Origin of the sequence: Phaeodactylibacter luteus (genome assembly GCF_007993045.1) — a bacterium.
Classification (GTDB): Bacteria; Bacteroidota; Bacteroidia; order Chitinophagales; family Saprospiraceae; genus Phaeodactylibacter; species Phaeodactylibacter luteus.
On record NZ_VOOR01000021.1, the window covers coordinates 42,373 to 65,944 of the forward strand.

The following is a 23,572-nucleotide window of genomic DNA, read 5'->3' on the forward strand; positions in this document are numbered from 1 at the left end:
CGCTATAAAAATCAATTTGATGAAATCTTTTTTCACACTTTTTCCCATTTTTTTGGCGCTTGGGCTTGCGGCACAGCCAGTCTTGGTCAAAGACATTTATCCGGGCGACGATGCCGGCCCGCGCAATTTCACCCCTTTTGGGGATATGCTCATCTTCCGGGCAGAATCCCCTGATGCAGGGGTGGAGCCTTGGATTACAGATGGCACTGAAGCAGGTACCTTTATGCTGGGCGACCTCAACCCGGACCCAGAAGTAGCCAACGGCAACTCCAACCCCAGTGATTTTACCATCTACAATGGGCTAGTCTACTTCAAGGCGGATGATGGGGTGTTGGGCGATGAGTTTTTTGTCACCGATGGCACCGTAGCGGGGACGCAGTTTTTCCTGGACATCCAGGAAGGCGATGGCAACGGCAACCCATTTGACATCGTCCTTTACAATGGGCTCATGTACTTTACGGCCAACGACGGGGAGGTCAGCTCTGAGCTCTGGTCCTCAGATGGCACTGCTGCGGGCACTAGCCTGGTCATCGACATTCAAGAGGGCAGTGGCCCGGGCAACCCCAACTTCAAGACCGTATTCAACGGGGAGCTCTTTTTTACGGCCAATGACGGGCTGGTTGGCTCTGAGCTTTGGAAAAGCGACGGCACTGCTGCGGGCACGGTCTTGGTAAAGGACATCCGCGATGGCGGCAACTCCCTGCCTTCTCAGTTTACAGCGGTAGGCGACCTGCTGTTCTTCCGTGCTAAAGATGGCGTGAACGGGACCGAGCTTTGGGCTACCGATGGCACCACCGAAGGGACCTACCTGGTAAAAGACATCAACCCGGGCAGTGGCAGTGGCTCTCCGGGCAACTTGTTCAGCTTTGGCGGGCTGCTCTTCTTCGAGGCCGATAATGGCGCAGATGGCGATGAGCTGTGGGTCAGCGATGGCACCGAGGCAGGCACGATGATGGTGCTGGACATCAACCCGGGCAGTGATAATAGCGATCCTGGGCAGTTTACGAATATCTTGGGCATCCTGGCTTTATTTACAGCAGACGACGGCGCTGCCGGCGAGGAGCTATGGGAATTGTCTGTGGAAGAGGAAGGCAACCCTGCTTCTGTAGTAGTCGGGCTGCTCGATGATATAAACCCTGGACCGGAAGGCAGCGATCCTGAAGATCTAGTTTTTAGCGGCTCTGCGATCTACTTCAGCGCTACCACTGCCGATTTTGGACAGGAGCTCTACGAGTACGCCGTGGATATGGATAGTGCCGTCCGTATTTCAGACATCAACACAGCTGGCGATGCTGACATAGACGATATCGTGCGGGTGGGCAACCGGCTGTTTTTCGAAGCTACAGACGGAACCTCGGGCGATGAGCTCTGGACTTTGGAGATACCGATCGCTGAGCTGACGATAGCTAGGGATGGTGCCGATCTTGTTTCAGGAGATACGCTCGATTTCGGTCAGGTTTTCATCAGTGAGGCCGGTGCTGCGGAGCTTCAGTTGAGCAATGCGGGCAACGGTGTACTAGTCCTTTATGATGGCGACCTCACTGGGGGGCTGCCTTTGCCGTTTACGATACAGGAACTGGAGGAAGAGCTCGAGCTCTTGGGCAGCGGGGAAAGCCTTTCGCTTACTGCTGGCTTCCTGCCTACCGAGCCAGGCACTTTCGTGCAAAACCTGCGCATCCTCAGCTCTGACCCCAATGCCCCGGTATTTGAACTGGTGCTGAGAGGGGAAGCGGTGGTGCCCGCTGCTGTCCTGGAAGTCTCACTGGATGAGATGCCCTTGGAAAGCGCATTCAGCTATGATTTTGGCACGGTACTGCTGGGCGGGCAGGCCACTGAGGAGTTTGCCATTTCCAACTTGGGCAACATCCCCCTGAACATCGCGGGCGTTACGCTCAGCGACGAGGTGCAGTTCTCCATCACTGAGCTGGAGAGCCCGCTGGCGGCAGGGTCACAGGACACCTTCCTGCTCGCTTTTGCGCCTGCATCTATAGGGCTTCAGCAGGCTACGCTGGCCATTGCTACAGATGCTCTGGAGGGCGGTGAATTCACCTTTAACCTGTCTGGCACAGGCGAAATGGAGTCGGGTACGCAAGAGCTGAATCTATTGGAAGCATTGGTATTCCCCAACCCCGCTATGGAGGCCCTTCAGGTGCGTTTGGAAAGAGGGCTAGATGGGGCACAAGCCCGCGTGTTCGATGGGCAGGGGCGTCTGGTTTGGGCTGCTGAAGTGCCTGCGCAGGCACAGCTGTTGCAAGTGGCAGTGGGCAATCTGCCGGCTGGTGCTTACGTTCTGGATATCCGCAATGCCGCCTACCGAGGCACTTATCCTTTTGTAAAGCAGTAAGCCTCTCGTTTGTCGGGCTGGGCAAGTCTTTTGGCTCTTACCCGGTTTTTGGCAAAAACTGCGTAAATTGAAAGCGGGGGAACAGCGCTTGAGTAGGGCTGTCTCCCGCCTTCTTTCATTTGACGTGATGCGCCGGGCAGTACAGTGGGGCGGAATGGGGGCAGACACAAGCACTTTTTCTAGGCGCTAAGAGATGCTATGTTATTATCCTAATAAGCCCTTAGCTCAAGCTGAGCGACTGAAAAAGGATAGTATGGAAAGGGGGGGATAGCGATTCCCGCCCATACTGTAATTATCTGCGGAGGCGAAAACCGAAACACCGCAGGCGTTCATACCCTTCGTGCCTTAGGCTGGCATTGGCCTAGCGCTGCGCAGGGGCGGCAGGCCCGATAGGGCCGAGCGGATAGCGAGCCCCGGAGCATAGCGGCACCTGCCCCTTGGCAGGGGCAGGCCCCCATCCTTGCGGCAGGTCCAAGAAAATGAGAATTTGGTTTGCGCCCAACTCCGGGGCATTAATTCATTTAATACAGGCAGTTATGAATAGGCTCCTTTTGTTTGTTGTCCCTTTACTGTTGATGTTGGCCCTGATGGCCCTCAGCGCTACCACACCTGGCCCTGAAGAGCTGAGAAGCGCCTATGCTAAGCCGCCTTCGGAGTGGCCGGCAGCAACGGTAGACGAGGGGGTGGATTTTAAGGAGCTGGGCACTTTGCCGCCTGTTGCATACCCTGCCCACAACCCCTACAACAAGGCCAAGGCGGCTTTAGGGGAGATGTTGTTTTTTGACCCTCGGCTGTCTGGCTCCAACCAAATAGCATGTGCTTCTTGCCACGATCCTGAAGTAGGGTGGGGGGACGGCCGCCGTACTTCCTTTGGGCACGGCAGGCAGCTTGGCCCCCGCAATGCTCCAACCTTGCTCAATGTAGGCCATTGGCTGGCTTTTTTCTGGGACGGGCGCGCCCAATCGCTTGAAGAGCAGGCGCTCTTCCCCATAAAAGACCCCCTGGAAATGAATCAAGATCTAGGCTCCCTCCCGTCAGAGCTAGAGGAGGCTGAAGGCTATGCCGCCCACTTTGCCGAAGCTTTTGGCGACAGCAGCATCACGGTAGAGCGTATTGCCCAAGCCCTGGCTACCTATGAGCGTGGGATCCGCAGCAGGAAGAGCCGGTTCGATCAGTTTGTGGAGGGGCGCTATACTGCGCTGACCGACGATGAACTGGCTGGGCTTCACTTGTTCCGCACCAAAGCACGGTGCATCAACTGCCATCATGGGCCATTTTTTACCGATCAGGCTTTTCATAACAATGGGCAATCTCACTTTGGCCGCCCTGGAGAAGACTTGGGGCGGTTTGCCATTACTGGCGATACACTAGATATGGGGCTGTTCCGTACGCCAACCCTGCGGGATATCGCCTTCACCGGGCCCTATATGCACCACGGCAATATCGCTGAGCTAGAGGAGGTGCTCTTTATGTACGATCAGGGCATGCCACAGATTATCCCCCGCAGTGTGAAGTCAGCCCGCAGGCCTGTGCATGACCCCTTGCTGAAGCCACTTGGGCTGACCGCCCGTGAGCGGGCGCAGCTCCTTAGCTTCTTGCAGGCGCTGTCGACCCGGCCTCGCCCTGTCAACCCGCCCGGCTTGCCAATTTAGAAGGGTTTAACCCCATGTTAACACTTTGGGTGATCTTGGTCACTTTGCAACCTAGCATCAGGGCGCTACCTTCACAAGAAAAACATGATGAAGTACGCATGGGCGCTGATCGCGCTATTCTCTCTCGCGGGCCAGGCCATGGCCCAAACCCCTGCAGTGCTCGAAGCCAGCCTCAAGGCAGAACGTGCCGATTTGGCTCTTTTTGAGGCTGCTGCCCAAAAGTGGGGCACACAGGTATTCGTACAGGCCGCTGCTGCTGCTCAGGAGCGGTCAGCTATTTTGGAAGGCCTCTACCAAGGGGAAGCCCCTGCTGTTGCTGTCAAAGGAATGCCAGGAACTACGACACTTTCTGCAGCCCTGGAAGCGGCGGCTTTGCGTTCGGAACACGCCTGGCAGCGTTATCAGGAGGGCTGGGCAGCAGAGCTGCAAGCCTCAGCGGGCAGTAGCCTGAGCGCTTTCGTGCGCAGCCTCAGCAAGCAAGGCGTAGCCTACACCCCGCAGGCCCTGTCTGCCGAAGATTTTAGCGCAGCTACTCAGGCCGGCCAAAAAGCGGACTGCGGGAGCAAAGCCGGTAAAGGCTGTGGGGACAAAGCTGGACAGGGCTGTCAGCCCAAAGCCGGTAAAGGCTGTGGGCAGGGTGCTGGCAAAAAAGGCGGCTGCTGCAGCGGCCCAAAATCTTAAAACACCTGCTGCAGGCCTCTTTTATGCCCCTTTTTGAGCTTAAGCTTGAAAAGGGGCATAATTTTTGGCGGTAATGGATTGGCCATGATTATTTTGTGGCGGCATGCACAACCCATTTACCATGAAAACTACCATTGCTATTGCTTTCTTCCTGGGCTGTACCTTCGCCCTTTTGGCACAGCCGGTGCCCTTGACCTTGGCTGAAGCCTTTGACGTGGCAGCCCGCAACTACCCTCTGTTGGAGCGCGAGCGCTTGAGCATTGCACAACAGGAGGCCCGCCTCGGTCTGCGCAGCCCGCTCTCCCGTACGGATATTTTTTTGGCCGGCGCCCAGGTAGACCCCTCGAATCCGGCCATAGGCATTCACGGTGCCGGCTTCATTCAGCGCTTCAACTGGCCCGGCTCCGCCCGTTACCGCGAGCCTGCCCTGCGCGAGCAGCTGCTGTCTGGCAATGCGCGCCTTCAGCTGACGGCTTTCGAACTGAAGAACCTGGTGGCAGAAGCCTACCTTCAGCTGGTCTATGCGCAGCATTTGCGTAAGCATTACCAAGAGGTGCAAAACCTGATGAGCGAGCTCGTCTCCTTTGCCGAGCTCCGCTTTGAGCTAGGGGAAACGGGCAAAATACCTGTCCTGTCTGCGCAGGGGAAGCAAAAGCTGGCGAGCCTTGGGCAGCAACAGGCACAGCAGGCTTTCGAAGTGGCGTACACGGTGTTCAACAATCTCATGTACTCGGATACCGTCTATCAGTCGGTGGCGACAGAGCTGCCCGGGCTTACACCGGAAGGCCCATGGTTTGTGAATGCAGGCCACCCACGGCTGCTTGCCGAACAGCAGGACATTAGGGTGGCGGAAGCCGAGGCCCTCTATGTTCAGAGCCAATACCTGCCCCAAGTTATTGCCGGTGCACAGCTGCAGGTCATCAATGAGAGCCTGCCCTTCCTGGCGTATCAAATCGGGCTGAGCGTGCCCTTGAGCCGCAAGCCTTTGAAAGCACAGGTGGAGATAGCGCGCCGGGAGGTAGATATCCAACAGGCCGAGTACGATGCAGCGCAGCGGGAGCTGGAGAACGAGCGGCGGGAAGGCATCGCCCGGGTCAATCAGGCCCGGGCAAAAGTCCGCTTCCTGCTGGAGGAATTGCTCCCGTTGGCCGCCGATCAGATCGAGTCTTCCAGGAAAGCTTATACACAGGGCGCTGTGGGGTATCAAGATTACTTGGTCAATTTGGAGCAGGCCATCGAGAGCCGCCGTCAGTACATCGATGCGCTGTATGAGTACCACGCTGCCCGGGTATGCCTCGAGCTGCTGAGCGGCCGACGTTGAGGCGGCAGGTTGTCAGGGAAACGGCCCTGATTTCCGTTTTCAAAACTGGGCCTATTGCCCAACACCGCTTTGTATCCCATCCAATAGGGCTGTTGAGCAGCAGGCTGTAAATTCAGATACTGCCCAAAAAGAGCTATCGGGCAGGTAGAATTTTTATTAAATTAGCACGGGTAATCTACAGCTTTGAATGGCTGTGCCCAAAAAACATTAGCTATGTCCACTCTCGTGAAACGCGCCCTTGGCGGCCTGCTGGGCGTATTCGTACTGCTTCAGTTTTTTCAGATTGACAAAACCAATCCGCCCATAACTGCGGGGCAGGACCTGCTGCAGTTGACAAGCCCGCCCTCCGATGTGGCTGCCCTCATTAAGAGCGCTTGCTACGATTGCCACGCACATACTACTGCTTACCCTTGGTATGCTAGCATTCAACCGGTAGGGTGGTGGCTCAAAGGGCACATTGAAGAAGGGCGGGAGCACCTCAATTTTTCCGATTGGGGGAGCTACCCTGCTGACAAACGTGCGCACAAGGCAGAAGAGTGTGCAGAAGAGATCCGGGAGCAGGAGATGCCCCTTAAAGTTTACCCCATCACACATCCGGAAGCACGGCTTTCGCCCGAACAGCGGGATCGCCTAGCTGCATGGTTCGAAGTCTTGCAGGCATCGGCCGGGCAGGACACGCCTGCTCGCCTGCGCAAGGATATGCCAATGGACAAACTGCCCAAGGCGCCTCAGCCTGTAGGGGCCGACAACCCCGTGGAATAGGTTGCTGCCTGCAACGGAACATAGGCAGCCATCTTGGCTCTCCCGCTATCAGGAAGACCTGGGCGAATTCGTCTACGGCGGCATAGACGGCAGCGTCACGACCTTTGCTGTTGTGGCGGGCGCAGTGGGCGCGGGGCTTGACAGCTCTGTGATCATCATCCTTGGGTTTGCTAATTTGCTGGCCGACGGCTTCTCTATGTCGGTAGGCGCCTACCTGTCTGCCAAATCGGAGCAGCAGAACTACCTCAAGCATTGCCGCACCGCCCGGCAGGGGCTGAGGATGGCCCCGGAGCAGTACCGGCAGATGGTGGAGCAGGTATACGCTGCCAAAGGGTTTACAGGGCCTTTGCTTTCGGAAGCTGTACAGGCCATCACCAAAGACGAAAAGCGCTGGGCAGATGTGGTCGTGCAGGAAGCTGAGGGCCGCCCGATGCCCTCCCGGGCGCCCTTGCGCATCGGTATTGTGACGTATTTTGCATTTCTGATTATTGGGTTCATCCCCTTATCGCTCTACCTCTTTGATTACATTTGGGGGTATGCCGGCAATTTGTTCCTGGCGACTTCCCTGCTGACCGGCGCTGGGTTCTTCCTCGTTGGCTGGCTCAAGGCTTACGTGACGGAGTCCTCTCTCTGGAAAGGCATCCTGGAGACCGTTGCCTTGGGGGCTCTGGCCGCCGTGGTCGCTTATTTTGTCGGTGACATACTGGAACAGATGATTACCAATGGCTAAACCCCACGGCTATGTTCGAGAAGCTCATCCCCTACGATACTGCCCACCTCATACTGCGCGGCTATCAGAATTATTATTACGTCTACAAGCGTATTACTAAGCGCGCTCAAATCCGCTTTGAGCGCCGCGATTGGCGCGGGACACAGGCCGATGCACGAGAACGCCTCACCCTCTACCGGGATCAGGTGGCCCACACCACTAAAGAGGTGACGGGCCTGCTCGGCGGCCTGCACAAAGACGATTACACCTGGAAAAAAATCAAGCAGTACTACTTAGAGGAGGTCGCCAACTTCAATACCCGCAATATCGCGGAGACCTTCTTCAACTCCGTTTTCCGCCACAGCCATAGAGGGCTCAGCGTAGACCGTGACCTGATGTTCGTCCTCGCAACAGGTACCTACCGGGAATTCCGCTCTACGGTCCCTATTTTTCAGACTTTCTTTCTGGTAGAACCGCTTGAGCACATTTTCCGTCAGGTTTTTTCCTACTTCATCTTTGATGCACCTTGGGAGGACATGGAGCGGGACATCCGCTTCATCTGCGATACCTTAAGGGAGAAATTGCCAGACCGGGAGCTGCCCCGTCATGCCCGCATTGAGCTGCTGAACTCTGTGTTTTACCGGAACAAAGGGGCCTACATCGTTGGGCGGCTGCAACTGGAAGACCGGACCTATCCTTTCATTCTGCCGTTGCTACATCAGGAAGGGGGCATTTTTGTGGACGCCCTTTTGCTGGACTACAACGATGTCTCCTCCATCTTCAGCTACAACCGCTCCTATTTCTTGGTAGATGTAGACATTGTCAGTGAGACTGTCGACTTCCTCAAGTCCATACTTCCTACCAAAAGCCTCGGCGAGCTGTACAATTCTATTGGGTTTGAAAAACATGGCAAGACGGTGCTTTACCGGGACTACCTCCGGCACATGGAGCGCACCTTGGATAAGTTTGACCATGCACCGGGCATAAAGGGCATGGTGATGGCGGTGTTCACCCTGCCTTCCTACAATATGGTCTTCAAGGTTATCAAGGATAAATTCGCAGCCCCAAAGCAGGTTACGGAGCAGGAGGTGAGGGAGAAATATGAGCTGGTCTTCTTCCACGACCGGGTAGGGCGTATGGCAGACAGCCATATGTTCGAGAACTTCATCTTTGAGCGCAAGCGCTTTTCAGACGAGCTGCTGCGCGACCTGCTCGAGGATGCCCCAAGCAAGGTGCGTATTGTGGGCGATACCGTTGAGATCCGCCATTTGTATATTGAGAAAAAGATGATCCCGCTCAACCTCTACCTCGAAGAGGCCACTCCTGAAGAGGCAGAAGAAGTCATCAACGACTACGGGAAAGCCATCAAACAGTTGGCCGCTGTCAATATCTTCCCTGGCGATATGCTGCTGAAAAATTTCGGGGTCACCCGCCTCAAACGTGTTGTTTTTTACGACTATGACGAAATTGGCTTCCTGACCGATTATAAGTTCCGCCGCATACCGGAGCCGAGGGATTACGAAGACGAGTGGGCTGCTGAGCCCTACTATTCCGTAGGGCCAGATGATATCTTCCCGGAAGAATTCCCCAAATTCCTTATTGGCAGGCAGGATATCCGATCGATCTTCCACCGCCTGCACGGCAACCTTTACGATGTCAAATTTTGGATTGACACCCAAAAGCGCCTGAGGGCAGGGGACCTATTTGACGTCTACCCTTATCGGCAGCGGTTGCGCTTTGCCAAGAAGTACCGGCATCAGCACCCCGGCCCCTAAAAGATGGTCTTATCGTACTTAGAGCTGGAGTTTTCAGAATCTTCCAGGCTTTTGTCGTAGCGCATGGAAAAGTGCAGGTAGAGGGAGCGCGACAGCCGCATGATCTTGAAATAGGTCAGCCCGGCAAAAGCCAGCGTGAAGCCCATAGCAGCCATCACCGACCATTTAAAATACAGCACCAGGGCCAGCGCAGGCAGCAGCAGCATCCAAGAAGAGATGCCGTACGAAATGATCAGGGCACCAAAATAGAAGCCCGGCTCTGGCTCAAAGTCGAGCTTGCAATTGGAGCAGTGGCTGTTCATAGCGATGGGGTCCGTCCATTTGAACGGCTTTTTGAACATATCGCCTTCCCCGCAGCGCGGGCACTTATAGTTCCATATCCCTTTCCAAGAGAGTTTCATAGTATTGGATTTTCAACGGCAGGCTTCATGTCCTGCAAAATAAAAAATTAGCTCGGCAAGTTTGCAGCAGCCCCAAGTGGGCTGTTTGGGTTTCGCTATGCGAAGAAACACGGTTTTATCCCTCCAAACATAGTCTAATTCCGGGCAATTATGGCACTTTTTACAGGAATCCTCAACCTTGTTTTTATTTATGAACATAATTTCATAGGTTTGAAGGTAAATCAAAATTTAGATTTGGGGTTGGGCTTGTTTTAGAAATAAAAAACCGGCAAACGAATCTATGCTTTGTGTTCGTGCTGCTTGATTGGCTATGTGCCCCATTACATTTAAATCCTAGACCAATATGGAAACCAATGGTAGCGTGCATTGGGCGCAGACGGAGGCTGGGCATCAGCTTCAGCAGCGGCTCAATGACGAACGGACCCTTAGGTCCCTCGATCACTTGCTGCAGCGGATAGAAACGCTAGAGCAAGCCGTCGACCGCTTGGCCACCGCACTAGAGCAGGGGCCTGGGCTGGCCAGCATGGCTGCCGATGCGGCGGACGAAGCCGTGGCAAAGGCTCAGCAGCGTGGGGTAGACCTCGAGGAGCGTCTTGGCAATGCCCTTCACTTGGCAGAACAGCTGACTTCACCAGCTATGGTGGCCCGCATCGATCAGCTCAATGGGCTGGCCGAGCAGCTGCCCGGGCTGGCCAGCATGGCCGCCGATGCGGCGGACGAAGGGTATCAGCAGGCTGCGCTCAAAGGCATAGACCTTTCCGAACGCCTTGGCATTGCCCTTGGGCTAGCCGAGCAGCTCACCCGCCCGGAGACCGCCGGCCGCTTGGGCCAATTGCTAGCGCTCAGTGAACAGCTCCCTGGGCTGGCAGCGATGGGCGTCGATATCCTGGACGAGGGTGCACGTCAGGCTGCAGAGAGCGGCATTGACTGGTCTGTCCTCAGTGGGCGGGGCGTCGAAATGCTGGGGCAGCTGTCCACCCTGCTCGCATCCGAAGAGTTCAAGGCCCTTATGCAGAGCGGTGTGCTTGACCCCTGCACCCTAAAAGTCATCGCCAAAGCGGGCGAGGCTATGGTGGACAGCAACCGCGAGGACATAAAGCCTGCTGGCATGTGGGGCGCCCTGCGGGCCCTGGGAGATAAGGACCGCCAAAAAGCGCTCGGTTTCCTGCTTTCTTTCAGCAAGCATTTCGGCAAAAGATTCTGATCTTCTAATCCTATACAACCTTACTATATTATGGCACATTTCCAAGTCGTCATCGTCGGCGGTGGCTCCGCCGGCCTCACTGTGGCTGCTCAGCTCATGAACAAGCCCAACCCACCCCAAATCGCAATTGTAGACCCCGCAGAAAAGCACTATTATCAGCCGCTGTGGACCCTCATCGGGGCAGGGGTCTTCCCCCGCGAAGAATCTGAGCGCGATCAGGCCGATTTTATCCCGGATGGCGCTACTTGGGTCAAATCGTCCGTTACAGGTTTTGACCCGGACAACAACGCCCTCTCCCTCAACAGTGGCGAATCACTGACCTATGATGCCCTCGTGGTAGCCGCTGGCATCCAAATCGACTGGGGCAAGATCCCTGGCCTTAAGGAAAGCGTGGGCAAGCCCGGCACCGGCGTCTGCAGCAACTACGATTACGAAACGGTAGATTCTACCTTCGAGAACATCAAAAACCTGAAGGGGGGCACTGCTATTTTTACCCACCCCTCTACCCCTATCAAGTGCGGGGGCGCGCCCTTGAAGATCTGCTTTTTGGCCGAACATTATTGGCGCAAGCACGGGGTCAGCAACAGCATCAATATCAAATTCGTCAAAGGGGGGCCAGGCATTTTCGCAGTCAAAAAATATGCTGATGCCCTGACCGAGGTGGCTGACCGCAAGCATATAGACCGCGTCTGGATGATGGACCTTGCCGAGCTCCGCCCGGATAAGAAAGAAGCCATTTTCCGGCATATAGAGACTGGGGAGGAGCAGGTCATGAGCTATGATATGATACACGTCACCCCTCCAATGAGCGCCCCAAAGTTCATAGCCGACAGCCCGCTCGCGGCTGATTCTGGCTGGGTAGAGGTAGACAAATCGACCACGCAGCACACCCGTTACCCCAATGTCTTTGCCTTGGGCGATTGCAGCAACCTGCCTACCTCCAAGACAGGGGCGGCTATCCGGAAACAAGCCCCGGTTACTGTGGCCAACCTCCGGGCCTACCTGGCCGGGCAGGCGCTGGGCAAAAAGTATGATGGCTACACTTCCTGCCCGCTCGTGACCGGCTATGGCAGCCTCATCCTTGCCGAGTTCGACTACGACAAACAGCCTATGGAGTCCTTCCCTTTCAATCAGGCCCAAGAGCGTTACAGTATGTATGCTTTAAAAGCTTACGGCCTGCCCCGTATGTACTGGCACGGCATGCTCAAAGGGCGGGAGTTCTAGCCTTTTGCGGATGGAGCGGTGATCGCCTCTCAGTGGCAGGAGGTGTTCCAAGTGCAGGAAACGGCTCTGCAATTCCGGCTAGCCCACTAAGTATTTTCTATTCATAGCGTAAGGGCAGCCCCCTGTATTGGCTAGAGGCCGGCCCTTTATAGAGATGCAGCTGCTTACGGGCGGCTGCATTTTTGTGTCAAAAGGGCAGAGGGAGTGGAGCGGCTACATTGCGCGGCTCACTGTACTGCCCGGCCGCTGTCTATCATTCCCCTCTTCACCGCTCGTGCGGCACGGCGGTGCTGCTGTTGAAACCTCTAAAATGCAGTTTGCCCCAAACCACCTGTCCCACAGCGGCTGTTGTGCATGAAATAGCGGCCGCCCCCGTCTTCGCGTTAAAATAGGGATGCTCCAAAATGGGCAGCCCCACCGGGCGTTTAAAATACACCTGTAACTTGTCAGGCTTGATGCGCTGGGGATCATTGCAGGGTTAAAAAGGCGTTTTTCTGCCCACGCTATGCTTTATTCGATCATTTAGCTTAAGCTGAGCTCCTGAAAAAGCCGGCACATGGTTGAAAACAGCTCCTTTTCCCAATACGCTAGCCCAATACATCAAGCCGATTATAAAGTTGAGGCGTTGAATACACAATTTCCTGCCCAGCTACGACCCAAGGACGCTCATGAAAATACACCTTACTGCCGCTTTGCTGCTCTTTTTTTCCATCCTTTGCCCGCGCCCAGCCACTGCACAGTGGTCCTGGGGCCCAAGCGTTGGCCTCAATGCTGCTGGCATGCAGACGGAGACCATCCCCAACCGTGTTGAGTCTGCCATAATCTTAGGCGGCCAAATGGGCGGGCAGGTTGGGCTTGCCGCGCGCTACGCCTTCGGCCCTCGCATCGCAGTACGCCTGGGCGGGCAGCTGCAGTTCCGGACCAACTACCTTGAGCAGGATACCTTTTTCCTAGAGGACGCCTTCGCCTATCAGCTTTGGTCGGTGCAGGTGCCCCTTACCTTCGAGCTCACCCCCACAGAGCGGTGGTTCATCCTTGCCGGGCTGGAATGCGGCTCGCTCCTTGGGCCACTGCCCAACCGGGAAGACTGGCAGCGGTTAGACTTTGGCTTCACCTTTGGGGCGGGCTTTGCTATTTCCCCCAACCTGCACCTGCACTTCAACTACCTTGTCGGCCTGCCCCGGGTAGCTGAGGGCCGCTTCCGCGATGAGGAAACCCAGGTTCAAGGCGTTTACTACTTCCGCTCCCGTACCTTGCAGGCTGGCCTTACGTTCTACTTGCCCACCGAGCCGTAGGGGATATCGTGCCCGGCTGTGTTGAATACATTGCCCGGCTTGGAGCGCTGCGCCTTTTTTGCCCATATTGGTGTCTATTTGGGCTGCACTTCAGAGGCGAAATCCAGATTGTTGTTTTTTAGGAGCCTGCCCCTGCCAGCGGGCAGGTGCCGCTATGCTACGGGGCTCGCTCTTCGCTCGGCCCTATCGGGCTTATCACCCCTTCGCAGCGCTAGGCCGGAGCCATCATAGCGCTAAGGCCTGCGGCTGATCGTGCTGCAAACAACATTTTCCTTCCGGCAGGCAGGTAGTGCTTACCGGTACAGATGAAACCCCTGGGCGCTGCGAGCAGCACAATAGCGTTCTGTTTTCGGTAGAGGCCAAGTTTTCAAAGGCAGCTTCTAGTCTGGCCAATCTGGCTTGGCGTTGAAAGTGTAGGGCACTGCCGGGGCTGCGCCAGCGATGCGGAGCAGTGCAGGCGCAGCCTGCAGCCCGCAGGGCCGGGAGCTGCGTAGCGTAGCGCCCCGCCGTCGGGGGAAGGCAGATAGGGGCGGGGGGCGCCCAGCAGTTATTCAAAGATGCCAGAAGAGAGGTAGCGGTCGCCCCGGTCGCAGATGATGCATACGATGAGGCCTTCCTCCAGCTCTTGGGCGAGCCGGATGGCAGCAGCTGCGGAACCGCCGCTGCTCATGCCTGCGAATATGGCTTCTTCGGTAGCGAGGCGGCGCATGGTTAGGGTAGCTTCCTCCTGGGATACATCCAAGGTGCGGTCTACCCATTGGGGGTCATAGATTTTGGGGAGGAAAGCGGGAGACCATCGTCGGATGCCGGGAATGCTTGAGCCGTCGGTGGGCTGTACGCCTACAGATTGCACGGCTGGGTTTTGGGCTTTGAGGAAGCGGGAGGTGCCCATGATGGTTCCCGTGGTGCCCATGGAGGAGACGAAGTGGGTGATTTGGCCCTTAGTGTCCCGCCAGATCTCGGGCCCGGTGGTGCGGTAGTGAGCGCCCCAGTTGTCGGGGTTGGCAAATTGGTTGAGCATGAAGTGGCCGCCCTGAGCAGCCATTTCTTCAGCAGCCTGGCGGGAGTATTCTATGCCGCCTTTGCTGGCGGGGGTTAGGATGACTTCAGCCCCGTATGCCCGCATGGCCTGGGCCCGTTCGGCGGTGGAGTTGTCGGGCATGAGCAGGGTAATGCCAATGCCAAAGCTTCGGGCGATCATAGCGAGGGCGATGCCGGTATTCCCGCTAGTAGCTTCTACGAGCTTCATGCCGGGCTTGATTTCCCCTCTTTCCACAGCCCCTTTGATCATGCCGTAGGCTGCGCGGTCTTTGACACTGCCGCCGGGGTTTTGCCCTTCTAGTTTTCCAAAGATGCGGACATTGGGGTTGGGGTTGAGGGCGGTAAGCTCTACCATTGGGGTATTGCCGACGAGGTCGAGGATAGCAGCCATAGGTTTCAATTTCGAGTAAGAGATCGAAGTGCAGCCCAAAGCTAATGCAATGGGCTGCAACCGGCAAACTTTGCCTGGCACTTTGTGCTGTGGGCTAGCCTTCGGCCCTGCTACCCCCACTTCTCGAGCGCTCCCCCGCGCTTGAATAAGCGGTCGGCTTTGGCGGTGGCTGCGGGGTCTTGTACCAGTGGCGGTGCGTGGTGGGGCTTGATGCGGGCATCGATGATCATTGGCCCTCGGCAGCCCCAGTGTTTATGTTCGGTAAACGCCCGTACCCCATGGATGTCATGGGAAGGGTTGGCCCTGGTGAAGGTGGCCCAAAGGAAGTTGTTGAGGGTTTGCCCAAGGAATTGGCTATCATCGCACAGGACGACCAAAGGGATGCCCGGCCAGTCGTATTGTTCGAGGTGGCGGGCCAACAGTTGGGGGTCATCGTAGGCGTCTGGCCCGGCAAATGCCGGGCCTTGGATAGCCAAGACGCCCGGTTGTGCCATTTGAGGAGCGGAGAACCCGGCAGGCAAGGCAATGCCGGTTGGCAGCTCGGTAGCGAGGCTTCTGATTTTCTCTCCACAGCAGGCGATGGTGACTTTAGAGCCTGCATTCCAGCCAGAGCCGGAGTAGTCGAGCGTATCGATGGTGGTATTGGTCTGGAAGTGCAGGTCGCGGGCAAGGTCTACCCGTTCGAGCACATGGGAGAGGAAAGCGGGGATATCGTGGGTGGTCAGCCCGGGGGCATCGCCCTCAGCGGCGATAAACAGGAACTTGGCGAGGGAAGTCTGGCCAGACCCCAGGATGCGGTTGGCCTGGGTAAGGATCTCCTCAGGCTTCCGTTCCCGGAATGGCATATAGCGTTCGCTGCCGATGGCGAGCAGGAGAGGATGGACGCCCGCTGCGTCTACGGCGTTGATCTCTCGGATGCCGGGGAACTCCTGCGGGGTCAGCAGTTTGACGAGCTGGTGTATGAGGTAGCCGAAGCTGGAGTCTTCCTGCGGCGGCCGGCCGACTACGGTAAAGTGCCAGACCGCATCTTTACGGTGGTAGACGCGGTCTACGTCCATGACAGGGAAATCGTGTTGCAGGCTGTAGTAGCCGAGGTGGTCTCCAAATGGGCCTTCGGGTTTTTTCTCCCCTTTGCGTATGGTGCCAGTGATGACGAAGTCGGCATCAGCAGACAGGACATGCCCGCGGTGGCGGAGGTATCGGAACCGGCGCCCGCCGAGCATGCCGGCGAAGGTCATTTCGGAGAGCCCTTCTGGCAGGGGCATGATGGCAGCGAAAGCATGGGACGGGGGGCCGCCTACAAAGATGGAGCACCGGAAGGGCTCGTCGCTTTGGTTGTACTGAGTGTGGTGCACACCGATGCCCCTATGTATCTGGTAGTGCATGCCTATTTCTTGGTCGGGAAGGTATTCATTGCCAGAGAGCTGTATGCGGTACATACCGATATTGGACTGCATGACGCTGGAAGTGCCCGGCGGCAGGGTGAGCACTTGGGGCAAGGTAACGAAGGCCCCGCCGTCCATAGGCCAAGATTTGATCTGAGGCAGCTGGCTGATGGTGGTCTGCCCGTGCAGTATGGGCGCGGAAAGGCGTTGCTGCATAGGGAGGGCAGAGAGGGCGGTGAAGGGGGCAGAGAGGTATCGAGCAGGGTTTTTGAAGAAATTGGCCGGGTCGGCTTTCAGCTCGATGACTTTCTGCACTTGGGCGATGGTATGCCGGAAGAGGAAGTCGGTCCGTTCGTAAGTGCCATAGATATTGGACACAGCGGGGAAGGGGCTGCCTTTGACCTTTTCGAAAAATAGGGCAGGCCCTTCAGCCTCGAAAATACGGCGGTGGATTTCGGCCATTTCGAGGTCGGGGTCTACTTCTTCCTTAATGCGGACGAGCTTGCCGTGCTTTTCGAGGTCGCGCACAGCGTCCATCATACTGCGGTAGGCCATAGCGGATAGTATTGTTTTGTACCCCAACAGCGGGGAGTGGCCAAAGTTGGTAAGGTTTAGGCCATGAATTACTTCAGGTAGCTGAGGCTGGCCTGGCGGTAAGCATCTTTTTTGAGCATTTCGCGCATTCCTTTTACCGTGTTGAGCGGCCCGTTGTCGACGACCATATTGACGAGCCAGGTGGGGATGTCCCCTGCTGGGTCAGAGTGCAGGATGTAGGTCATCTGAACCTGTTCATTCGGCAGTGGCTTCAAGGCATAGGAGATTTTTAGTTCTGGGATGCGCACCACGTCCTGTACAGGCTCGCGGTCATTGGGCAGCCCTTCTACCTCGATATAGACCGTGCGGTCGTTTTCGTCTTGCCAGAGCTTGCTCTTTGCGATGAAGTCCCGGTCGCTCATAGGCCAGGGGAAGTCGACGCGGCAGTAGTAGTGGCTGGAGTTCTGTGTGGAAGGCTGCAGGCGTTTGGCAGACTGGCATTTGTAGATCCATTCTTGGTAGGCATCAATGTCTTTCAGCACAGAGACTACTGCGTCGAGAGAGGCATTGAGGGTAGCCTCGATTTTGATCTGCTTGATGGGAGAGCCGGGCACGTCCCTGAGGTATACCTGCATGCCGTCGGTATCGCGTTTGAGGGACCAATCCTGTGCTTGTGCGAAAGCTGAAGGGGCAGCTGTACAGACAGCCAAGAGGAGGTAGAGCAGTTTGAAATTCATGTTTCGGGTTATGAGGGAGTTACAGATTTGCGAGGAAGCGGGCGTTGCAGAATGAGCCAAATATGACATCCGGGCGCTCCACTTTTTGTATCTTTAACACCTTTTGAAAATCTAGGTTGCCGATTTCTAAAAGTTTATCGGTTTTATTATGCAGCAGTACCAGGAGTTATTACAGCACATTTTGGACAAAGGCCTGCGCAAGGAGGACCGTACCGGCACCGGCACCCTGAGTGTTTTTGGCTATCAGCTCCGGGCCGATTTGGCCGAGGGCTTCCCTTTGCTCACCACCAAGAAGGTTTATTACAAAGCCATCATACACGAGCTGTTGTGGTTTTTGCGGGGCGACACCAATATCCGCTATCTGGTGCAGCACGGCGTGAAGATTTGGAATGAGTGGCCTTTTCAGCATTACTTGCAGGCCAATGGGCTCGAGGAGCGGTTCCCGAAGTACAGCGAGGCCTGGAAATCTGAAATGAAAGTTTTTGTTGCGCGCATTATCGAAGAAGAAGCCTTTGCTTTGGAGTGGGGTGAGCTGGGCCCCGTCTATGGGCGGCAGTGGCGCAACTTTGGAGGGGTGGACCAAATGCAGGAGGTGGTAGAACAGATCAAGCGGAGCCCCGATTCCCGGCGGCATATCGTGAGTGCTTGGAACCCGCCCGATATCCCTGCTATGGTGAAATCAGGGCTGCCGCCCTGTCATGTCCTTTTTCAGTTTTATGTAGGGGAAGGCAAGCTGTCGTGTCAGCTGTATCAGCGCTCGGCTGATGTTTTCCTGGGCGTGCCCTTTAACATCGCTTCCTATGCCCTGCTGACGATGATGGTGGCGCAGGCTTGTGGCCTACAGGCTGGGGAGTTTGTGCACACTTTCGGAGATGCGCATTTGTACCTCAACCACTTGGAGCAGGCCCGCTTGCAGCTGTCGCGTGAGCCCCGCCCACTTCCAATGATGAAAATCAACCCGGAGGTCACCGGGCTGTTCGATTTCCGTTTTGAAGATTTCGAGCTGCAAGGCTACGACCCTCATCCGCCTATACGCGCACAGGTGGCGGTTTAGGTACTAAATTTGCAGGAAGGCGCATATAGAAATTTAAATTTGTTCATATATTTGAAGATAGATCAAAAATTGGGCAGAACGCCTTGGGCGCGGTTTTTGAAAAAGGCAATGATAATAAGGGGTTTGACCTCTTGTTTAGAAGAAATCTAAATAATTGAACCTTTCCTTAATTTATTGTTAAAAACAGTGTACCGCATTCTATATTTGCGCTGACAATAGAATGACACAGTTGAAAATTGTCGATTCATAAAAAATCAAGCATCAGAAGATGATATATAAGCAGTTCATTAGCCGAGTCTTTTTGCTCCTGACGGTGGTAGCTTTTGCGCTGCCTGCTGCAGCTCAGGAAGGCGGACAGGTCAACTTGGATGAGGGCAAGACCCTTTTCCGGAACTATTGCGCGACCTGCCACAATAAAAACATGGTTGATAACCTCACGGGCCCTGCGCTGGGCGGCGTGGAGGAGCGTTGGGCCGATTACCCGCGGGAAGACCTGTACAAGTGGATCCGTCAGTCTCAAGCCATGATCAGTGAAGGCCACCCTAAGGCGGTAGAGCTTTGGGCGGAATGGAAGCCTACGGTCATGAACAACTTCCTCAACCTTACGGACCAGGAAATCGAAAATGTACTGGGCTATATCGATGCCGTGTACAAAGGCGAGCTGGGCCCCAAGAAGCCTGCAGGTGATGAGGCTGGTGTACAGGCTGTGGCTGAGAAGCCGAATAACACCCCGCTCTTCATCGCATTGGCGGTTATTTTGGGCATCCTGGCGATTGTCTTGGCTCGCATCGTTAGCAACCTGAACTACATGATGCAGGTGCGGGAGGGCAACGAGAACGCCCGCAAGAAGAGCCTGGTGGAGACTTTGACGAGCAAGGGGCTGATCGCCTTCGTTGTTTTCGCCTTGGTTGTACTGGGCGGTTACACTACGGTCAATAATGCCATTATGCTGGGCCGTCAGCAGGGCTACGAGCCGGAGCAGCCGATCAAATTCTCTCACGCTACGCACGCGGGGCTTCAGAAAATCGATTGTCAGTACTGCCACGACGGCGCCCGCCGTTCAAAGCACTCGGTCATCCCTGCGGCAAATACCTGTATGAATTGCCACCGCGCCATCAAGGTAGGCTCTAAGTACGGGACTGCCGAGCTGACCAAGATCTATGCTTCTATTGGCTATGACCCAAGCACAGACAGCTACATTAATGATTACGAAGAAATGTCTCAAGGCGAGGTGGAGAAAATCTACAAGAAGTGGATTGCCGACACTTACGTAAAAGAGAACGGTTCGATAGACAGCAAAGGGGAAGAGCTGATTGAAGATCAGTGGGACGGCATTGTATCCTCATTGACCAATGAGACTAAGCCTAAGGTGCAGGGCCCGATCGAGTGGGTGCGTATCCACAACCTCCCCGACCATGCTTACTTCAACCACGCGCAGCACGTCACGGTAGGGCAGTTGGAGTGTCAGACCTGCCACGGCCCTGTAGAGGAGATGGAAGTGGTGAAGCAGCACTCTCCGCTGTCTATGGGATGGTGCATCAACTGCCACCGTCAGACAGAAGTGAAATTTGAGGACAACGAGTACTATAAGTCTTACACGCGTTACCACGAGGAGATCGCCAAGGGTGAGCGCGAGAAGGTAACCGTTGAAGACATCGGTGGCTTGGAGTGCCAGAAGTGCCATTACTAATCCTCCACCGCAATTGCTGAGTTGAACTTGAAAAAAGAAGAAATGAAAAATAACAATAACGGTGTTTGGATCGGTGTAGAGCAACTGCAGAATGACCCAAGCTACCAAGAAGCAAACAAAAACGAATTCGCCGAGCTCCCTGTCGTAGATAGCCTTTCCAACGAGAATACTCTTGGTGCCGAGGCTAGCCGACGTGATTTCCTGAAGTACCTTGGCTTTGGCTTGGGCGCAGCTACTTTGGCTGCGAGCTGTGAAATCCCTGTAAAACGGGCGATCCCTTATGTTGTCAAGCCAGACGAGATCGTCCCTGGCGTGGCCACTTACTATGCTTCTTCTTTTGTGCAGGGCGGGGATTATTGCTCCATCCTGGTCAAGACCCGCGAGGGGCGCCCAATCAAGATCGAGGGCAATACGCTTTCTGGCATCACCAAAGGCGGCACAAGCGCCCGTGCGCAGGCTTTGGTCCTTGGTTTGTACGATACCAACCGCCTCGATGGCCCTTACCGTATTGCAGATGGCAAGATTCAGCGCTCTGCCAACCGCAACGACCGCGGTCCGTCTTGGGCTGAAATAGATAAGGAGGTGATGGGCAAGCTTTCTGCTTCGTCTAGCATCCGTATTTTGGGCAACACCATCATGAGCCCAACGACTAAAAAGGCATTGGCGGACTTCAAAGCGGCTTACCCGAACGCAGAAGTGGTCATGTACGATCCGGTATCAAGCTCTGCCCTGCTAGAGGCCAATGAGGCTTCTTTCGGTCAGGCTGTTGTGCCTGATTATCATTTCGACAAAGCCAACGTCATCGTCAGCTTTGACGCGGACTTCTTGGGCACCTGGGTTTCCCCGGTCGAGTTTGCTGCTCAGTATGTCAAGAACCGCAAGGCAAAGAAAGGGGCAAAGATGTCCCGCCACATTCAGGTAGAAAGCCACATGAGCCTTACGGGCTCTAATGCGGACAACCGTATTCTGGTTCGCCCCTCTGAGCAGGGCGCAGCGATTGTAGCCCTTTACAACGCTGTGGCTGCAAAGACAGGCAACGCGGCTGTAAACGGGCCAAAGCTCAGCGGCGATCAGGCTAAAAAATTGCAAAAGGTTGCTGATGAGCTGTACAGCAACCGCGGCGCATCTTTGATCGTTTCGGGCTCCAACAATAAAGGAGAGCAGATCCTGATCAACGGCATCAACAATATGTTGGGCAACTACGGCAAGACGCTCGATTTTGCGCATGCATCTATGCAGCGGCAGGGGCGCGACAAAGCGGTTCAGGACCTGATCAGCGACATGAACAACGGCCGGGTAGATGCCCTGTTTGTTATGGACGGTGCTAACCCAGCTTTCGATCTGCCCAATAAGGAGCAGTTCGCAGCCGCAGCTTCGAAGGTGAAGCTGAAGGTTTCCTTCTCGACTGTACCGAACGAGACCGTGGCCCTATGCGATTATATCGCACCTACCCACCACCTGCTGGAAAGCTGGGGGGATGTAGAAGCCAAGCGCGGGCAATTCAGCTTGGTACAGCCTGCTATAGCGCCTATCTTCAACACTATAGGCCGTGCTGGCACCCGTCAGGCAGAAGAGAGCCTGTTGCGCTGGGCCAATTATGATATGATGGCCGGTATGCCAGCTGACAGTACAGCTGTGGATGCACCAAACGGCTATTACGATAAGCTGCACGCTGATGCGGGCGCTTTCTACTTTGAATACTTGAAGCAGCATTGGCAGGAGGCGATCTTCCCAATGCAGCGCAACTTTGCGACTTTCCAGGCATTCTGGGACAGCGCCCTCCACGACGGGGTATTCGAGGTTGCACAGGAAGCCCCGGTCATGGCCTTTGCTGCAGATGTTAGCCAGGCTGCGGGCATGGTGCGCAAGCCATCAAACGCAGAACTTGAAATCTCCTTTTTTGAGACGGTCAATATGGGCGGCGGCGTTTACGGCAACAACCCGTGGCTGCTGGAGATGCCCGATCCGGTCAATCGTTGTAGCTGGGGCAACTACTTGGCTATCCCTGTAGGCTGGGACGGCGGCAACGAGTTCACTTCCTTCATGGGGCTCAACCCTGATGAGGTGAAAGGCAAGGCGGACATCGTAGAGGTAACCGTAGCTGGCAAAGCTCAGCGCTGTACCGTAGTGCGGCAGTTTGGGCAGATGCCTGGCACAGTCTCTATCGCACTGGGCTATGGCCGCACGGAGACTGGAATGCTCGGCAACGCAGTTGGCAACAACGTAGGGGTAGATACCTACCCTTGGATGTCGCTCGACCAATACGGCAACGTACAGTATTATGCGACGGTAGACAGCGTTTCGGAGCGTGTTGGCGTGGAGGATGAGTTTGCTTGTGTGCAGTATCACCACTCTATGGGCCTGAAGGGCATCGACCCCGAATCTGGCGAAGAGATTAATGTGGACGAAAAGACCGTTATGACTCTGGGCAGCGGTTTCCAGGGTGGACTGACCAACCGTTCCATCATTTACCAAGGCAATATAGCGGAGCTGGATGAACTAGAGCACCACATCGAGGAGAAGCGCTCGGAGGCTCAGAAGCTGAACAGCCATACGCTCTACCCATATGACGAGTACAAAGAGAACGTTTACGGGCAGGGCCATCACTGGGCGATGCACATTGACCTTAGTGCATGTATTGGCTGTGGGGCTTGCCAGGTAGCTTGTATAGCGGAGAACAACGTACCTGTTGTAGGCAAGAAAGAGGTGGCGCGCCATCATGAGATGACTTGGCTGCGCATCGACCGCTACTTCTACGGCGACTATGAGAACCCTAATGTGGTTTACCAGCCGATGATGTGCCAGCACTGCGACAACGCACCTTGTGAGAACGTATGTCCGGTAGCAGCCACAAACCACAGCTCAGAAGGCCTCAACCAGATGACTTACAACCGCTGTATCGGCACGCGCTACTGTGCGAACAACTGCCCGTACAAAGTGCGCCGTTTCAACTGGCTTGACTACACTACCGCTGACCTTTTCGGTGCGAACGAGTACGAGCTGAACGGGGAGGAGGCACTGCCATTTGGCGCAGATAACCTGACCCGGATGGTCTTGAACCCAGACGTGACTGTTCGTTCACGTGGGGTGATCGAGAAGTGCAGCTTCTGTGTGCAGCGCATTCAGGAAGGCAAACTGACCGCCAAGCGCGAGCAGCGTCAGCTCCGCGATCAGGATGTCAAGACTGCTTGTCAGACTGCCTGCCCGACCGGCGCAATCGTCTTTGGCGACAGCAACAACAAGGAAGGCTTGATCGCCGAGCGTATGGAGAGCCCGCTGAACTACCTCGTGTTGGAAGAGATCAACACGCAGTCTGCCGTCCGCTATCAGGCGCGGGTCAACAATAAGAACGAAGAACTTGATGCATAATTT

The 23,572-nt window shown here is 55.6% G+C and carries 17 protein-coding genes; 13 read left to right on the forward strand and 4 right to left on the reverse strand.

Going from position 1 to position 23,572, the window contains the following annotated elements:
* The first annotated feature begins 19 nt into the window (after positions 1–19).
* From FRY97_RS11425 to aceK, 7 genes are all read left to right on the forward strand, one after another.
* Positions 20–2,344 (forward strand): ELWxxDGT repeat protein, encoded by a 2,325-nt coding sequence (locus tag FRY97_RS11425; protein WP_170254605.1) that lies wholly within the window; start codon positions 20–22, stop codon positions 2,342–2,344.
* A 536-nt stretch (positions 2,345–2,880) separates the two neighbouring features.
* Positions 2,881–3,996 (forward strand): cytochrome-c peroxidase, encoded by a 1,116-nt coding sequence (locus FRY97_RS11430; protein WP_211356855.1) that lies wholly within the window; start codon positions 2,881–2,883, stop codon positions 3,994–3,996.
* 84 nt (positions 3,997–4,080) lie between these two features.
* A complete protein-coding gene (locus tag FRY97_RS11435) occupies positions 4,081–4,677 on the forward strand; it encodes a hypothetical protein (RefSeq protein WP_147167666.1) in 597 nt (198 codons plus the stop codon).
* A gap of 121 nt (positions 4,678–4,798) precedes the next feature.
* Entirely contained in the window at positions 4,799–5,998 is a 1,200-nt protein-coding gene (locus FRY97_RS11440; RefSeq protein WP_170254606.1) for a TolC family protein, read from the forward strand.
* A gap of 213 nt (positions 5,999–6,211) precedes the next feature.
* Positions 6,212–6,760, forward strand: a complete 549-nt coding sequence (locus tag FRY97_RS11445) for a heme-binding domain-containing protein (RefSeq protein WP_147167668.1) — start codon at positions 6,212–6,214, stop codon at positions 6,758–6,760.
* Between the two features lies 1 nt (position 6,761).
* Positions 6,762–7,490 (forward strand): VIT1/CCC1 transporter family protein, encoded by a 729-nt coding sequence (locus FRY97_RS11450; protein WP_211356856.1) that lies wholly within the window; start codon positions 6,762–6,764, stop codon positions 7,488–7,490.
* An 11-nt stretch (positions 7,491–7,501) separates the two neighbouring features.
* Entirely contained in the window at positions 7,502–9,244 is a 1,743-nt protein-coding gene (gene aceK / locus FRY97_RS11455; protein WP_147167669.1) for a bifunctional isocitrate dehydrogenase kinase/phosphatase, read from the forward strand.
* Here the strand turns inward: aceK and FRY97_RS11460 are convergent.
* Positions 9,241–9,645, reverse strand: coding sequence for a DUF983 domain-containing protein (locus FRY97_RS11460; RefSeq protein WP_147167670.1), 405 nt, complete (start codon positions 9,643–9,645; stop codon positions 9,241–9,243). The two genes, aceK and FRY97_RS11460, sit on opposite strands and share 4 nt — an antisense overlap.
* A gap of 343 nt (positions 9,646–9,988) precedes the next feature.
* On the opposite strand from FRY97_RS11460, the gene FRY97_RS11465 reads away from it, so the two are divergent.
* From FRY97_RS11465 to FRY97_RS11475, 3 genes are all read left to right on the forward strand, one after another.
* Entirely contained in the window at positions 9,989–10,849 is an 861-nt protein-coding gene (locus FRY97_RS11465; RefSeq protein ID WP_147167671.1) for a DUF1641 domain-containing protein, read from the forward strand.
* A 30-nt stretch (positions 10,850–10,879) separates the two neighbouring features.
* Positions 10,880–12,073 (forward strand): NAD(P)/FAD-dependent oxidoreductase, encoded by a 1,194-nt coding sequence (locus FRY97_RS11470; RefSeq protein ID WP_170254607.1) that lies wholly within the window; start codon positions 10,880–10,882, stop codon positions 12,071–12,073.
* A gap of 668 nt (positions 12,074–12,741) precedes the next feature.
* Positions 12,742–13,368 carry an outer membrane beta-barrel protein gene (locus FRY97_RS11475; protein WP_147167673.1) on the forward strand — a complete coding sequence of 209 codons (627 nt, stop codon included), beginning with the start codon at positions 12,742–12,744 and terminating at the stop codon, positions 13,366–13,368.
* A 547-nt stretch (positions 13,369–13,915) separates the two neighbouring features.
* Here FRY97_RS11475 and cysM read toward each other — a convergent pair.
* The 3 genes from cysM to FRY97_RS11490 form a co-directional block, all read right to left on the reverse strand.
* Positions 13,916–14,800: a cysteine synthase CysM gene (gene cysM / locus FRY97_RS11480; RefSeq protein ID WP_147167674.1), complete on the reverse strand. Its 885-nt coding sequence runs from the start codon at positions 14,798–14,800 to the stop codon at positions 13,916–13,918.
* Between the two features lie 110 nt (positions 14,801–14,910).
* Complete coding sequence (locus FRY97_RS11485; protein ID WP_147167675.1) at positions 14,911–16,740, reverse strand: UbiD family decarboxylase; 1,830 nt, start codon at positions 16,738–16,740, stop codon at positions 14,911–14,913.
* A 68-nt stretch (positions 16,741–16,808) separates the two neighbouring features.
* Positions 16,809–17,456 (reverse strand): START domain-containing protein, encoded by a 648-nt coding sequence (locus FRY97_RS11490; RefSeq protein ID WP_170254608.1) that lies wholly within the window; start codon positions 17,454–17,456, stop codon positions 16,809–16,811.
* Between the two features lie 148 nt (positions 17,457–17,604).
* Between FRY97_RS11490 and thyA the strand changes: the two genes are divergently transcribed.
* The 3 genes from thyA (at position 17,605) to FRY97_RS11505 (ending at position 23,569) form a co-directional block, all read left to right on the forward strand.
* Entirely contained in the window at positions 17,605–18,510 is a 906-nt protein-coding gene (thyA, locus tag FRY97_RS11495) for a thymidylate synthase (RefSeq protein WP_147167677.1), read from the forward strand.
* Between the two features lie 268 nt (positions 18,511–18,778).
* Positions 18,779–20,200, forward strand: coding sequence for a c-type cytochrome (locus FRY97_RS11500; RefSeq protein ID WP_147167678.1), 1,422 nt, complete (start codon positions 18,779–18,781; stop codon positions 20,198–20,200).
* 42 nt (positions 20,201–20,242) lie between these two features.
* On the forward strand, positions 20,243–23,569 hold the full coding sequence (locus tag FRY97_RS11505; protein ID WP_147167679.1) for a TAT-variant-translocated molybdopterin oxidoreductase: 3,327 nt from the start codon (positions 20,243–20,245) through the stop codon (positions 23,567–23,569).
* The last annotated feature ends 3 nt before the right edge of the window (positions 23,570–23,572 follow it).